General features: G+C 73.6%; 14 protein-coding genes. 6 read left to right on the top strand and 8 right to left on the bottom strand.

All coding sequences use genetic code 11. The features are described from left to right. The first annotated feature begins 68 nt into the window (after nt 1-68). Nucleotides 69-728 carry a nucleoside deaminase gene (locus tag ACQ3I4_RS06360; protein ID WP_329862073.1) on the top strand — a complete coding sequence of 220 codons (660 nt, stop codon included), beginning with the start codon at nt 69-71 and terminating at the stop codon, nt 726-728. Here ACQ3I4_RS06360 and ACQ3I4_RS06355 read toward each other — a convergent pair. The 7 genes from ACQ3I4_RS06355 to ACQ3I4_RS06325 are packed head-to-tail and all read right to left on the bottom strand — an operon-like array spanning nt 725 to nt 7,175. Beyond that, the gene (locus tag ACQ3I4_RS06355; RefSeq protein WP_430633127.1) at nt 725-1,777 is read right to left on the bottom strand and encodes an enoyl-CoA hydratase/isomerase family protein; all 1,053 of its coding nucleotides are present in this window, start codon (nt 1,775-1,777) and stop codon (nt 725-727) included. The two genes, ACQ3I4_RS06360 and ACQ3I4_RS06355, sit on opposite strands and share 4 nt — an antisense overlap. A gap of 54 nt (nt 1,778-1,831) precedes the next feature. Continuing rightward, nucleotides 1,832-2,182: a 4-carboxymuconolactone decarboxylase gene (gene pcaC / locus ACQ3I4_RS06350; protein WP_430633176.1), complete on the bottom strand. Its 351-nt coding sequence runs from the start codon at nt 2,180-2,182 to the stop codon at nt 1,832-1,834. Nucleotides 2,183-2,219: 37 nt separating this feature from the next. Next, entirely contained in the window at nt 2,220-3,056 is an 837-nt protein-coding gene (locus tag ACQ3I4_RS06345) for an alpha/beta fold hydrolase (RefSeq protein ID WP_430633126.1), read from the bottom strand. Continuing rightward, nucleotides 3,053-4,465 (bottom strand): lyase family protein, encoded by a 1,413-nt coding sequence (locus ACQ3I4_RS06340; RefSeq protein ID WP_329862069.1) that lies wholly within the window; start codon nt 4,463-4,465, stop codon nt 3,053-3,055. The genes ACQ3I4_RS06345 and ACQ3I4_RS06340 overlap by 4 nt, the downstream gene beginning before the upstream one ends. 41 nt (nt 4,466-4,506) lie before the next feature. After that, the gene (pcaG, locus tag ACQ3I4_RS06335) at nt 4,507-5,085 is read right to left on the bottom strand and encodes a protocatechuate 3,4-dioxygenase subunit alpha (RefSeq protein WP_329862068.1); all 579 of its coding nucleotides are present in this window, start codon (nt 5,083-5,085) and stop codon (nt 4,507-4,509) included. Between the two features lie 2 nt (nt 5,086-5,087). Then, a complete protein-coding gene (gene pcaH, locus ACQ3I4_RS06330; protein WP_329862067.1) occupies nt 5,088-5,921 on the bottom strand; it encodes a protocatechuate 3,4-dioxygenase subunit beta in 834 nt (277 codons plus the stop codon). A gap of 45 nt (nt 5,922-5,966) precedes the next feature. After that, a complete protein-coding gene (locus ACQ3I4_RS06325; RefSeq protein ID WP_329862066.1) occupies nt 5,967-7,175 on the bottom strand; it encodes a 4-hydroxybenzoate 3-monooxygenase in 1,209 nt (402 codons plus the stop codon). Between the two features lie 198 nt (nt 7,176-7,373). Here ACQ3I4_RS06325 and ACQ3I4_RS06320 point away from each other — a divergent pair, with 198 nt between their 5' ends. After that, complete coding sequence (locus ACQ3I4_RS06320) at nt 7,374-8,408, top strand: serine hydrolase domain-containing protein (RefSeq protein WP_329862065.1); 1,035 nt, start codon at nt 7,374-7,376, stop codon at nt 8,406-8,408. Here ACQ3I4_RS06320 and ACQ3I4_RS06315 read toward each other — a convergent pair. Beyond that, nucleotides 8,405-9,148: an IclR family transcriptional regulator gene (locus ACQ3I4_RS06315; RefSeq protein ID WP_329862064.1), complete on the bottom strand. Its 744-nt coding sequence runs from the start codon at nt 9,146-9,148 to the stop codon at nt 8,405-8,407. The two genes, ACQ3I4_RS06320 and ACQ3I4_RS06315, sit on opposite strands and share 4 nt — an antisense overlap. 158 nt (nt 9,149-9,306) lie before the next feature. Here ACQ3I4_RS06315 and ACQ3I4_RS06310 point away from each other — a divergent pair, with 158 nt between their 5' ends. From ACQ3I4_RS06310 to ACQ3I4_RS06295, 4 genes are all read left to right on the top strand, one after another. Continuing rightward, nucleotides 9,307-10,518, top strand: coding sequence for a thiolase family protein (locus ACQ3I4_RS06310; RefSeq protein WP_329862063.1), 1,212 nt, complete (start codon nt 9,307-9,309; stop codon nt 10,516-10,518). Between the two features lie 44 nt (nt 10,519-10,562). Then, on the top strand, nt 10,563-11,249 hold the full coding sequence (locus tag ACQ3I4_RS06305) for a 3-oxoacid CoA-transferase subunit A (RefSeq protein WP_329862062.1): 687 nt from the start codon (nt 10,563-10,565) through the stop codon (nt 11,247-11,249). A 32-nt stretch (nt 11,250-11,281) separates the two neighbouring features. Then, nucleotides 11,282-11,935, top strand: coding sequence for a 3-oxoacid CoA-transferase subunit B (locus ACQ3I4_RS06300; protein WP_430633175.1), 654 nt, complete (start codon nt 11,282-11,284; stop codon nt 11,933-11,935). A 61-nt stretch (nt 11,936-11,996) separates the two neighbouring features. Then, on the top strand, nt 11,997-13,244 hold the full coding sequence (locus tag ACQ3I4_RS06295; protein WP_329862060.1) for an SH3 domain-containing protein: 1,248 nt from the start codon (nt 11,997-11,999) through the stop codon (nt 13,242-13,244). The last annotated feature ends 37 nt before the right edge of the window (nt 13,245-13,281 follow it).

Here is a 13,281-nt window from a genome sequence, read left to right as displayed (position 1 = left end):
GCCTTCGGGGCCCTGTCCCGTAGGCCGCGCCGCGGCTACGCTGGATCCCTACGGCGAGGGGAGCGGCGATGACGACGACGGACGGAGCGGCGACGGACGGGACCGGCACCGTGGATCCGGCCCGCGCGGGAGCCGGCCTCCCGGCGTCGTTCCGTCTCGAGGCCCCCGGCTGGCTGCGCCGGGAGCTCGAGGCGATCCCGGAGCTGCTGCCCGATCCCGAGGACCGCATCCGGCTCGCCAGCCGCCTCGCCGCCCGCACGATCGCCGAGGGCGACGGCGGTCCGTTCGGCGCCCTCGTGACGGAGGGGCCGGAGCACCGTGTGGTCTCGGCCGGGGTGAACCTCGTGATGGACACGGGACTGTCCGCGATGCACGCCGAGGTGGTCGCGTTGCAGCTCGCCCACGCGGCAGCGGGGGCGCGCGACCTCGGGGCCGACGGGGCCCGGCGCACGCTGACCACCAACGCCCAGCCCTGCCTGATGTGCCTCGGCGCCGTGATCTGGTCCGGCGTCCGCGAGCTCGAGTACGCCGTCGGAAGCGGCGAGGTGGAGGCGCTCACGGGCTTCGACGAGGGGCCGATCCCCGCGCGCTGGGAGGCCGAGCTCGAGGCCCGCGGCATCGCGGTGCGCGGCGGGATCCTGCGCGAGGAGTCCCTCGGCGTCTTCGGCGAGTTCCGCCGCCTCACGCAATCGGGGACCGCGACGGTCTACAACGCGCGCGGGGCCTAGCCGTCCGCGGCCGCGCCGAGGACGACGCCGGAGATCGCCTCGCGGTCCACGTCCGCCGGGTCGGCGGGGGACCAGTGCGGGTTGCGGTCCTTGTCGATCACCTGGGCGCGGATCCCCTCGGGCAGGTCCGGATGGTCCATGAGGAACGCGGCGAGCCGCAGCTCGCGGTCGAACGCCTCCGGCAGGTGGTCGGCCGCGCGGGCGGCGCGGACCGCCTGCAGCGCCGTCTCGGCCGCGAGCGGGGACACCGATCGGACGGCCCGGGCCGCGTCCGCGGCGCCGCGGTGGGGAAGCGAATCCAGCGAGGCGAGGATGTCCGCGACGGTGCGCCCGGCGAAGGCGGCGTCGATCCACGGCTGCGCCAGGAGCGAGGTCCCCGTGTCCGCGGGCGCCGGGGATCCGTGCATGACTTCGAGGGCCGCCGCGAGGTCCTCCGCGGGCAGCCCCGCGAGATCCGGCAGCGCGTCCAGGACGTCCCCGAGCGCGTCCTCGGCGACGCAGAAGTCGGCGAAGCCGGCGTGGATCGCGTCCGCGGCGCCCATCGTCCCGGCCGTCAGGGCGAAGTACTCGCCGAGGTGTCCGGGCGCCAACCCCAGGAGGTGCGTGCCGCCGACGTCGGGGGAGTAGCCGATCCGCGTCTCCGGCATGCCGACCTTCGAGCGCGGCGTGACGATCCGGACGGAGGCGTGCCCGGCCAGGCCAACGCCGCCGCCCATGCACAGCCCGTCCATGAACGCGACGACGGGCTTCGGGTAGGTGGCGATCGCGTGGTCCACCGCGAATTCCTCGGCCAGGAAGTCCAGGAAGTCCTGGTGGCGGTCCGCGACGATGGACTCGTAGAAGCCCTTGATGTCGCCGCCGGCGCAGAAGCCGCGCTCGCCGGCGCCGCGCAGCACGACGATCCGCACCGCGGGGTCCTCCCGCCAGGCGTCCAGGGCCGCGCCGACCGCGGCCACCATCGGGCGGGTCAGGGCATTGATCTTCTCGGGCCGGTTCAGGGTGATCAGGCCCAGGCCGGCTCCGGTGCTCGTCAGGACGTGCTCGCTCATGCCCACGACGCTACCGCACGGTTCGCTCCCGCCGCCGGTGCCCGGGCCCCGGGCTCAGTCCTCGTACTCGGCCAGGACCTTCTGCCCGATCTTGAAGGCCACGTTCGCCGCCGGCACCGAGCAGTAGATGGCCGATTGCAGGAACACCTCCTTGATCTCATCGGGGCTCATGCCGTTGCGCAGGGCGGCGTGGACGTGCATCTCGAGCTCCTCCCAGTAGCCGCCGGCGATCATCGCGGTCAGGGTGATCGCCGAGCGCGTCGTGCGCTCGAGCCCCGGGCGGGTCCAGATGGTGCCCCACGCGTAGCGGGTGATCATCTCCTGGAACTCCTCGGTGAAAGGGCTCGTGTTGGCGTTCGCGCGGTCGACGTGGGCGTCGCCGAGGACCTGGCGGCGCACCACCATGCCGTCGTCGTACGGGTCGCCGGGCAGGCGGGTCGATTCAGCCACGGGGGTCCTCCTGGGTGAAGAAGTCGATGAGCAGTCGGGCGGTCGCCTCGGGATCCTCGGCCGGTGCCAGGTGGGCGGCGGAGGGTACGACGGCGGAGCGTCCGTCCGCGACGCCGGCCGCCAGGGCCTCGGCGTCGGCGGGCGGGCAGACGGAGTCGTGCGCGCCGGCGATCGCGAGCAGCGGATCGGTGATGGCACCGAGCCCGTCGCGCAGGTCGTAGCCGGCGAGGGCCCCGCACGCGTGGGCATAGGAGAAGCGGTCCGCGTCCTGCAGGGTGTGCAGGAGGTTGGTGGAGACCACGGGGTTCGCCTCGATGAAACCGGGGGCGAACCAGCGCTGCGCCGATCCGACCACCATGGTCGGCGTCCCGGCCTGCGCGACGAGCTCCGCGCGCTCTGTCCAGGCCTCGGGCGTGCCGATCTTCGCGGCGGAGCAGATGACGGAGATCCGGGAGAAGAAGCCCGGGTGGTCGTGCCCGAGCTGCACGCCCGTGGCACCGCCGATGGAAACCCCGGCGTAGTGGACGGGGAGCGCGGGATCGATCCGCCCCTCTTCCCGCAGCGCCCCGGCCGCGGCGACGACGGCGGAGGCGAGCTCGGCGAGCGTGAAGGGCTCCGTGCTCGGCGCGGCCCCGCCGTGGCCCGGCAGGTCCCACGCGAAGAGCTCGAAGTGCGGGGCGAGCAGGGGCGCGATCGGCCCCCACAGCGCCACGGCCCCCGTGCCGAGCGAGGGGCCCAGGACCAGGGCGGGCCTGCCGGAGGGCGCGCCGGACGGGTCGCCGCCGGCGATCGGGTTCAGGTGGGTGGTGCGCAGCCGTGGTGCGGTCATGATTCCTTCCGGAGGTGTCGGTGGCGTGCCAGGGCGGCGTCGATGAAGGCGTCCGCCTGGCCGAGGTAGCCGGACGGGTGGAAGAGCGCGTCGAAGTCCGCGGGATCCATCGCCCCGTCCGGGAGTCCGGCCCGTAGCAGCTCCCGCAGTTCGCCCCCGCCGCCGAGGGAGTCCCGCACGGCGGCCTGGATCCGGGCCTTGCCCGCGGCCGCGTCCCCCTTCCCGAGGGCGGGGGCGAGCCGCGCCATGAGCCGTTCGGAGACGAGGAGGTCCCCGGACAGGGCCGCGTTGCGCGCCATGGCCTCGGGGTGGACGCCGAGGCCCTCGGCGAGGGAGGCGAGCTTCGCGGCGGACCCGCCGGCCAGTCGCAGCAGCTCGCGCAGCGCGGCCCACTCGGCGTGCCAGGCGCCGTCGGGGCGCTCGTCCACCGCGGTGCCGGCGGCGAGGAACAGCTGGGCGGCGTGCTGCGGCGCGGCGAGCGCGGCCTGCTTGATGAGCACCGAGAGCACGGGGTTCTGCTTCTGCGGCATGGCCGAGGAGCCGCCCTTGCCGGCCTCGCGGGGTTCGGTGAGCTCGGCGAGCTCGGGCCGGGCCAGCAGCAGGACGTCGGCGGCCACCTTGCCGGCCGCCGCGCACACATCCGCGAGCGAGGCGCCGAGCCCCGTCAGCGGGAGCCGGTTCGTGTGCCACGGCGCGCCCGGATCCGCGAGGCCCAGCTGCGCCGCCAGGGCGCCGGTCAGCTCCGGGACCCGGGCCCCGGCGTCGTACCCCGCGGACGCGAGCGAGTCCGTCAGCGAGGCGAGCGTCCCCACGGCCCCGCCCCACTGCAGCGGCGCCGCGTCGAGCGCGGACTCGAGCCGCCGCCCCGCCTCCACGACGCCGGACAGCCAGTTCGCGGCCCGCAGCCCGAACGTGCCCGGCAGGGCGTGCTGGGTGAGCGAGCGCGCGACGCACAGCGTGCCGCGGTGCGCGTCCGCGAGCCGCGCGAGGGCGTCCGCGGAGCGCCGGACGTCCGCCCGCAGCACCCCGCCCGCGCGGACGGCGAGCAGCATGAGCGCGGTGTCGATGATGTCCTGGCTCGTGGCGCCGCGGTGGACAACGGCCGCGGCGCCCGGAGCTCCGGCCGCCTTCAGTTCCGCCCGCAGGTCCCCGAGGAGGGGGATGAGGACGTTGCCGCCGTCGGCCGTGCGCGCCGCGAGCGACGCCGCGTCGTAGAGCGAGGCGTCGGCCGCCGCGTCCACCGCGTCGGCGGTCCCCGCCGGGCAGAGCCCCGCGTCCTCGAGCACCGCGACCCATGCGGCCTCGACGTCGAGGAGCGCCTGGACCAGCGCGGCGTCATCCGTCGCCGCGGCGACGGCGGTGCCCGCCCAGGCGGGGTTCAGCAGTCCGTAGTCGGTACTGGTCATCATGCTCCACAAGCTAGCAGTGTCAACGGCGTCCCGGCTCCGGGCTAGGACAGCCGCGGGTACTGCAGGAACGCCGTCTCGCCCTCGCCCTGCAGGCGCACGTCGAAGCGCAGGCTCCCGTCCGCCTCGCGCGTGGCGATCAGGCTGTCCCGGGCGGCGTCGTCGAGCGAGGAGAGCAGGGGGTCGGCCGCGAGGGCCTTGGCGTCCTCCGGCAGGTAGATCCGCGTGAACAGGCGGTTCATCAGGCCGCGCGCGAACACGGTGAGCAGGATGAACGGCGCCTTGCCGGGCTCGCTCGGCCCCGGGTTGACCGTGGTGAAGGTGTAGCGGCCCAGGTTGTCCACGGGGACGCGGCCCCAGCCGGTGAAGGTATAGCCGTCGCGGACCAGCGATCCGGTCTCGGCCGGGACGTTGCCGTCCTCGTCCGCCTGCCAGATCTCCAGCAGCGCGTCCGGGATCGGATCGCCGTTGCCGTCGGTGACGTCGCCGTAGAGGCGTACCGCGCGCGGGTGGCCCGGGTGCAGCAGCTCGCCGCCCTTCTCGAAGGGCAGGGCGTAGCCGAAGAACGGGCCCACGGTCTGCCCCGGCGTCGGAACGAGCTTCAGTTCAGGTGCCTGTGCCATCTCTAGTGGTCCCCCTCTTCGTCTTCCATCCAGGTGCGGTTGCTGCCCGTGAGCACGATGTCCCAGCGGTATCCGGTGGCCCATTCGTGGCTCGTCACCGAGTGGTCGTAGACGGCCACGAGCCGGTCGCGGGCCTTCTGGTCCTGGATCGACTGGTAGATCGGGTCCAGGCTGAACAGCGGATCGCCCGGGAAGTACATCTGGGTGATCATGCGCTGCGTGAAGTCGGTGCCGAAGAGCGAGAAGTGGATGTGCGCCGGGCGCCACGCGTTGTGGTGGTTCTTCCACGGGTACGGGGCCGGCTTGATGGTCGTGAACGTGTACTCGCCGTTCTCGCCCGTGATGGCACGGCCCACGCCCGTGAAGTTCGGGTCGATCGGGGCCGGGTGCTGGTCCCGCTTGTGCACGTAGCGGCCCGCGGCGTTGGCCTGCCAGACCTCGATCAGCTGGTTGCGGACCGGGCGGCCGTCGCCGTCGAGGACGCGGCCCGTGACGACGATGCGCTCGCCGATCGGCTCGCCGTTGTGCTGGATGGTCAGGTCCGATTCGAGGACGTGCACGTCGCGCTGGCCGAACGCCGGGCTGTGGAGCTCGATCGTCTCCGGGTCGGCGTGGTGCAGGCTCTTGGTCGGGTGGCGCAGCAGGGAGCTGCGGTACGGGGCGAAGTCGATCCGCGGCTGCGTCTCCTCTTCGCCGCCCGCCGCGACGGAATCGCGGTAGGCGCCGTGGAGGGCGGAGATCTCCTCGTTGATCTGCTCCTGCGAGGCCGTCGAGGCGGCCGGGTCCAGCACGTGGCTGTTCGCGAACGTCTCGTTGCCGGTGTCGGTGGTGGCCATCGAGCGCTCCTTTCGGGTGGGGTGCTTGGTGTGGTGGGTGGTGGTCTAGCGGGAGGACGACGCCGGGGCGTGGGGCCAGCCGGTGTAGGACTCGGCCAGGTACTGCCGGCCGAAGCGGGAGGACGTGACGGTCTCGAGCTCGCCGAGCGCGCGCTTGGCCGCGAACGGATCTCCCCCGGCGGGGGTGTGCAGCATGTTGGTCATCCACGCGGAGAAGTTCTGCGCCTTCCAGACCCGCCGTAGGGCGGTGTCCGAGTAGGCCGCCAGCAGCGCGTCGTTGCCGGTGGAGTAGAAGGAGTCGAGGGCCTCGAAGAGCACCTCGACGTCGGCGAGGGCCAGGTTCAGTCCCTTGGCGCCGGTCGGGGGCACGGTGTGCCCGGCGTCGCCGGCCAGGAACAGGCGGCCGTGGCCGAGCGGTTCGCGGACGTAGGAGCGGAAGCCGAGCACGGTCTTGTCGAAGATGGGGCCGGTCTTCAGCTCGAAGCCGTCGGGGCCGTCGACGCGGCGCTGCAGCTCGGACCAGATGCGGTCCTCGCTCCAGGCGTCGACGTCCTCGCCCGGATCGCATTGGAAGTACATGCGCTGCACGGTCTCGCTGCGCTGGCTGATCAGGGCGAAGCCGTGGGGCGAGTTGGCGTAGACCAGTTCCGGGGCGCTCTTGGGGGCCTCGGTGAGGATGCCGAACCAGGCGAAGGGGTATTCGGCCTTGAAGTCGCAGGCGTGCGGGATGGCGCGGCGGCAGAAGCTCCGGGAGCCGTCGGCGCCGACGACGACGTCGCAGCGGAGCTCGAACTCCGCCCCGTCGCGGTCGGTGAAGTGCAGGGACGGGGCCGTGGACTCCAGATCGAACAGGGCGGTGACCCGGGCGCCGTAGCGGACGTCGCCGCCGTCGCGCTCCCGGGCCGCGGCGAGGTCCGCGAAGACCTCGTTCTGGGCGTAGAGGGTCACGGTCGCGTCGACGAGGTCCTTGAAGTCCAGCGGGTGGGACTCGCCGTTGAAACGCAGGTCGATCCCGGCGTGTTCGTCGCCCTGGTCCAGGACGCGCCCCCCGACGCCGGATTCGGCGAGCAGCCGCACGGAACCGGATTCGAGGATGCCGGCCCGGTGGGTCGTGGCGATGTCGTCGCGCTCCCGGGACTCGACGACGACGTTCTCGATCCCGGCGCGGGAGAGCAGGTGGGAGAGCATGAGCCCCGCCGGTCCGCCGCCGACGATGCCGACGCGCGTCGTCAGCGTGGTGCGTGGTGCCGCCATGGCGTGGGCCTCCTGGAAAGTCTTCGGGGGCCGGCGGTGCCTCGATGCGCCGCGGCGGCCCGCAACCAGTGTGTCCCGGGCCACCCCGGCCCGTCCCGGACGGTCTCATTGATTGGGACGACGGCCCGGCATCCGTCACTGTGCCCGCCGCCCCTCCCGGGGTAGAGTCCGCACCACCAGCGCCGGCAGGAGGCCGTGATGCACGTCGATCCCGCCGCCCTCGAGGCGGCCATCGCCAGGAACTCCTTCACGGGCGTCGTCGCCGTCGACGAGGGCGGCGTGCGCACGCTCGAGCGCTGCGCCGGCCACCTCCACCGCGCGCTCGGCGTGCCGATGACGGCCGACGCCCGGATCGGGATCGCGAGCGGTAGCAAGGCGTTCACGGCCCTGGCCGTCATGCGGCTCGTCGAGGGCGGCCGGCTCCGCCTGGACCAGCGCGTGCGGGAGCTCCTCGGCGATGACCTGCCGCTCATCGACGACGCCGTCACGGTCGAGCACCTGCTCACCCACACGTCCGGGATCGGTGACTACCTCGACGAGGAGGCGGACTGGGACGTCGACGACTTCGTGCTGAGCGCCCCCGTGCACACGCTCACGAGCGCGGCCGCGTTCCTGCCCCTGCTCGACGGCTACCCGCAGGCGTCCGCGCCGGGGGAGCGCTTCACCTATTGCAACGGCGGCTACATGGTCCTGGCCGTGCTCCTCGAGCGCGTCGGGGGCGAGGGCTACCACTCGCTGATCCGCCGGCTCGTCCTGGATCCGGCGGGCCTGGAGCGGACGGGCTTCCCTCCGCTCAACGCCCTGCCGGCCGACGCGGCGTACGGCTACGTCTATGACGAGGGCGACGTCGTGAACACCCTGCACCTGCCCGTGCTCGGCAACGGCGACGGCGGGGCGTTCACGACCGCTGCGGATCTGCACCGCTTCTGGCTCGCCGTCGTCGAGGGGCGGATCGTCTCGCCCGCGACGGTCCAGGAGATGACCCGGCCCCGCCACGACGTGCCGGAAGAGGGGCTGCGGGCCGGGATGGGGTTCTTCCTGCACGCCCGGCACCCCGCGCTCGTGCTCGAGGGGTACGACGCCGGGGCCTCCTTCCGCTCGACCCACCTCCCCGCGGCGCGCATCACCGCGAGCGTGCTGGGCAACAGCAGCGAGGGTGCCTGGCCCGTCGCGGCCGTGCTGGACGACGCGGTCGACGCGTACTTCGCCGCGGCGGACGAGGGCGGCGCCTAGCGTTCCCCGGACAGCTCGCGCGCGATGCCGCGGGCGGCGGTGCGCAGCGCCATGACGGCCGCCGGCAGCAGCTCGGAGCCGCGGGGCACGACGACGGCGAGGACGGCGACGGCCTGCCCGCGGCCGTCGAGGATGGGGACCGCCGCCCCGGTCGTGTCCTCGTCGATGAAGCCGTCGAACGTGGCGTGGCCGGCGAGCCGGATCCGGGCCAGCTCGCGGCGGATGTCCGGGTGGCGCGCCGCGACCTCGTCGGCGTGGCGCTCGATGAACCCGTCCGCGGCGTGCGGCGGGGAGAAGGCCAGCAGGGCCATGCCCATCGAGGTGCGCAGCACCGGCATGCGGCCCGCGACGCGCGCCTGGTTCACGGCCGCGCCGGGGCGGGAGAGCCGCTCGACGATCAGCACCTCGTCCTCGTGCAGCACGGCCAGCTGCGTGTTGTGGCGCAGCAGCTGGTTGATGTCCTCCATGTACGGCAGGGCGACCTGGCGCAGGTCGCGCGCCGGGGACGCGCGGTTGGAGAGCTCCCAGAGCCGCAGCCCGAGCCGCACCGATCCGTCCGGCTCCCGGGCCAGGAGCCCGTGCTCGACGAGTTCGTCGACGAGCCGGTAGGTCGTGGCGCGCGGGATGTCCGCGCGACGGGCGAGCGCGCCGATCGAGAGGCCGGGGTGGGCGGCATCGAAGGAGGTCAGGATCCGCACGAGGCGGTCCAGCGCGGAGTCGCCCGAGGGGGAGTTCGCCACCCGTGCCTCCTTCGCTCGCCGTGGATCCGGCGCCGGCCGGCACCTCACACCCTAACCGGGCCCTTGTGGCGCACGCCATCACACGGTAGAGTTCACAGTACGCACATGAGTGCATCATGTGAACTTTTTGATGTTGACTTCCCGAGGTGAGGACTTCGATGCAGCAGGCCTTTGTCTACGACGCCGTACGCACCCCCTTCGGCAAGATCGGCGGCGCCCTCGCCTCGCACCGGCCCGACGACCTCGCGGCGCACGTCGTGCGCACCCTCGTCGAGCGCGCCCCGGCCCTCGATGCGGGCTCCATCGACGAGGTCGTCTTCGGCAACGCGAACGGCGCCGGAGAGGAGAACCGCAACGTCGCCCGCATGGCCACGCTCCTCGCCGGTCTGCCCACCTCGATTCCCGGCACCACCGTGAACCGCCTGTGCGGCTCCTCCCTCGACGCCGCGATGATGGCCTCCCGGCAGATCGAGCTCGGCGAGGCGGAGCTGATGCTGCTCGGCGGCACCGAGTCCATGTCCCGCGCCCCCTGGGTCCTGCCCAAGACCGAGCGCCCCTACCCCGTGGCCAACCTCGAGCTCGCCAACACGACCCTCGGCTGGCGGCTCGTGAACCCGCAGATGCCGGCCGAGTGGACCGTCTCCCTCGGCGAGGCCACCGAGCAGCTGCGCGAGAAGCACGGCATCACGCGCGAGGAGCAGGACGTGTTCGCGGCCCGCTCCCACCGCCTCGCCGCGGCCGCGTGGGACGAGGGCCGCTACGACGGCCTCGTGGTCCCGGTCCCGCCGAACACCCGGAAGGGCACGGAGTTCGCGCGCGACGAGACCGTCCGCGCCGATTCCACGCCCGAGGTCCTCGCGGGGCTGCGCACCGTCTTCCGCACGGGCGAGACCGCGACCGTCACGGCCGGCAACGCCTCGCCCATGAGCGACGGCGCCTCCGCCGCCTGGCTCGGATCCGAGCGCGCCGCCGGGCTGCTCGGGCTCGAGCCGATCGCCCGCATCGCCGGCCGCGGCGCCGCCGCGAACGAGCCGCAGTACTTCGGCGAGGCCCCCGTCGAGGCCGCCAACACGGCGCTCAAGCGCGCCGGCATCACGTGGTCGGACGTCTCCGCCGTCGAACTCAACGAGGCGTTCGCCGCCCAGTCGCTGGCCTGCGTCCGCCAGTGGGGGATCGACGAGGACATCGTGAACGCGTGGGGCGGAGCGATCGCGATCGGCCACCCGCTCGGCGCCTCCGGCCTGCGCGTGCTCGGCACCCTCGCCCGCCGCCTGCAGGACTCCGGCGGACGCTACGGCGTCGCGAGCCTGTGCATCGGCGTCGGCCAGGGCCTCGCCGTCGTCCTCGAGAACACCGCCGCCACCCACTGACCACCGCCCCGCAAACACCCAGCCACCATCCCGGGAGAACCCCCATGGCACCACGCATCGCCACCTCCGCCGCCGACGCCGTCGCCGGCATCCACGACGGCGCGACCGTCCTGATCGGCGGCTTCGGCAACGCCGGCCAGCCCATGGAGCTCATCGACGCCCTGCTCGACGGCGGCGCCACGGACCTGACGGTCGTGAACAACAACGCCGGTCAGGCCGACGCCGGCCTCGCGCTGCTCATCAAGGAGCGCCGCGTCGCCAAGGTCATCTGCTCCTTCCCCCGCCAGTCCGACTCCTGGCACTTCGACGAGGCCTACCGCGCCGGCGAGATCGAGCTCGAACTCGTCCCGCAGGGCAACCTCGCCGAACGCATCCGCGCCGCCGGCGCCGGCATCGGCGGCTTCTTCACGCCCACCGGCTACGGCACGCTGCTCGCCGAGGGCAAGGAGACCCGCGTCATCGACGGCCGCGGCTACGTCCTGGAGACCCCGATCCACGGCGACGTCGCCCTCATCAAGGCCCTGCGCGCCGACACGGCCGGGAACCTCGTCTACCGCAAGACGGCCCGCAACTTCGGCCCCATCATGGCCGCCGCCGCGCGCCAGGCGATCGTCCAGGTCGACGAGGTCGTCCCCCTCGGCGGCATCGATCCGGAGGTCGTCGTGACGCCCGGCCTCTACGTCGACACCGTGCTTCCCCTGCCCGCCACCACCGAAGGAGCCGCGGCGTGAACCCGAGCCCGCAGACCACGACCGACGCCCCCGTGCACCACGCCTCCACCGCCGCGCCGCTCGACCGCGACGCCCTGGCCCGCCTCGTCGCCGCCGACATCCCGGCCGGTTCGTTCGTGAACCTGGGGATCGGCCAGCCCACGAACGTCTCCAACTACCTCACCTCGGAACAGGACGTCACCCTGCACACCGAGAACGGCATGCTCGGCATGGGCCCCGTGGCGACGGGGGAGGACGTCGACGAGGACCTCATCAACGCCGGCAAGATCCCCGTCACCGAGCTCCCCGGTGCCAGCTACTTCCACCACGCGGACTCCTTCGCGATGATGCGCGGCGGGCACCTCGACGTGTGCGTGCTCGGCGCCTTCCAGGTCTCCGCCGCGGGCGACCTCGCGAACTGGCACACCGGCGCCCCGGGGGCGATCCCGGCCGTCGGCGGCGCCATGGACCTCGCCATCGGCGCCAAAGCCACGTGGGTCATGATGGGCCTCTTCACGAAGGACGGCGCCTCCAAGCTCGTCGAGGCCCTCAGCTACCCCGTCACCGGGCTCGGCTGCGTCTCCCGCATCTACACCGAATCGGCGGTGTTCCTGCTCGAGGGCGGGCGCGTCGTGGTCCGCTCGACCCACGGCACCACCTTCGAGGAGCTCGCCGAGCGCCTCCCGGTCCAGCTGCACCGGGGCTAGACGCCGGATCCCGGGCCGCCCAGGGGGTGACCCCGGCGGCCCGGGCGGCTAGGGTCGGCTCATGTCGGTCTCACCCCAGCCCGCCCGGACGCCCGGAGTCCCCGGCGGTTCCCCGGCCACGCTCCGCCTCCCACGCCCCGTCCCACGCCGCCTCCTGCGCCGCGGTGCCGCGGGCGCCCTCGCGCTGGCCCTCGCGGGCACGGCGTTCGGCACCGTGCCCGGCGCGGGTGCCGCCCCGGCGTCGTCTTCTTCCGTCGCGGTAACGACCGCCGCCGCTCGCGTTTCGGTCCCGGCGGCCCCGGCCGCCACCCATGCCCGGACCACCGCGAACCTGCACTTGCGCGCCGCCGCCGGCACGCAGCACGCCTCGCTGGGGATCATGCCGAAGGGCACCGTCGTGGCCCGGACCGGCAAGGTCTCCGGGACGTGGTGGCAGGTCAGGCACGGGGCGAAGACCGGCTGGGCCTCGAGCACCTACCTCGTCGCCGCGCCCGCCCCCGCGAAGCCGGCCCCGGCCTCCACGGCGCGCTGGTTCGGCGGATCCCAGGCCCTCTACGCGCAGCCGACGTTCGCGTCCAAGCGCCTCCAGGCCTTCACGAAGGGCACCCGGGCCACGCTCGTGCGCGCCTCCGGCGCGTGGTCCTACGTCAAGGCCCCCGGGAGCGAGGGCTGGGTGCCCACGCGCGACCTGTCCACGACCGCGACCGTCTACACGGGCGCCACGATCCTGCCCTCGAGCACGCACCGCTGGGCCCTCTACCGCTCCAACGTCCGCACGGGCCCCTCGACGGCCACGCGCAGCCTCGGCGTGGTCCCGGCGGGGGAGATGATGCCGCTGCTCGCGAGCCGCAACGGCTGGTCGCAGGTGAAGACCTCGCGCGGCACGGGCTGGATCAAGGGCACGCTCGTGACCAACCTGGCCACGAAGGCGCCCGCCTACCTGCAGCCCGTGACGGCCCGCATGCTCGCGGACGTCAAGGCCCGCCACGGGGGCAGCTACGGCTCCGTCGGGACCCTGCGCAACGGCTCGATCGGGCACCGCCTCGGCCTCGGCGCCGACTTCATGGTCAAGGGCTGGAACACGGCCGCCGGGATCCGCAACGGCGACGCGATGGCCGCCTACCTCGTCGCCAACCACCGCCGCCTCGGCGTGGACTACATCATCTGGCGGGACCGGATCTGGCTGAGCCAGGACGGACAGTGGGGCCCGTACTCGAAGGGCGGCTGGGGCCGGCACCTGAACCCACGGGGCTGGAACGCCACGACGATGCACTTCGACCACCTGCACGTGGAGACGAAGGTCGGCTGAGCGGCGGTCCTGACGCGCATAGGATGGTTCCGGGCGC

Source organism: Zafaria sp. Z1313 (assembly GCF_050563205.1).
Taxonomy (GTDB): Bacteria; Actinomycetota; Actinomycetes; order Actinomycetales; family Micrococcaceae; genus JAZDCJ01.
This window is presented reverse-complemented; position numbering and strand designations above follow the sequence as displayed.

Coding starts and splice junctions, on each gene's coding strand:
- pcaH (WP_329862067.1), bottom strand. CDS start 5,921: ATGGCCACCACCGACACCGGCAACGAGACGTTCGCGAACAGCCACGTG.
- ACQ3I4_RS06340 (WP_329862069.1), bottom strand. CDS start 4,465: ATGATGACCAGTACCGACTACGGACTGCTGAACCCCGCCTGGGCGGGC.
- ACQ3I4_RS06360 (WP_329862073.1), top strand. CDS start 69: ATGACGACGACGGACGGAGCGGCGACGGACGGGACCGGCACCGTGGAT.
- ACQ3I4_RS06355 (WP_430633127.1), bottom strand. CDS start 1,777: ATGAGCGAGCACGTCCTGACGAGCACCGGAGCCGGCCTGGGCCTGATC.
- ACQ3I4_RS06295 (WP_329862060.1), top strand. CDS start 11,997: ATGTCGGTCTCACCCCAGCCCGCCCGGACGCCCGGAGTCCCCGGCGGT.
- ACQ3I4_RS06305 (WP_329862062.1), top strand. CDS start 10,563: ATGGCACCACGCATCGCCACCTCCGCCGCCGACGCCGTCGCCGGCATC.
- ACQ3I4_RS06310 (WP_329862063.1), top strand. CDS start 9,307: ATGCAGCAGGCCTTTGTCTACGACGCCGTACGCACCCCCTTCGGCAAG.
- ACQ3I4_RS06320 (WP_329862065.1), top strand. CDS start 7,374: ATGCACGTCGATCCCGCCGCCCTCGAGGCGGCCATCGCCAGGAACTCC.
- ACQ3I4_RS06325 (WP_329862066.1), bottom strand. CDS start 7,175: ATGGCGGCACCACGCACCACGCTGACGACGCGCGTCGGCATCGTCGGC.
- pcaG (WP_329862068.1), bottom strand. CDS start 5,085: ATGGCACAGGCACCTGAACTGAAGCTCGTTCCGACGCCGGGGCAGACC.
- pcaC (WP_430633176.1), bottom strand. CDS start 2,182: ATGGTGGTGCGCCGCCAGGTCCTCGGCGACGCCCACGTCGACCGCGCG.
- ACQ3I4_RS06345 (WP_430633126.1), bottom strand. CDS start 3,056: ATGACCGCACCACGGCTGCGCACCACCCACCTGAACCCGATCGCCGGC.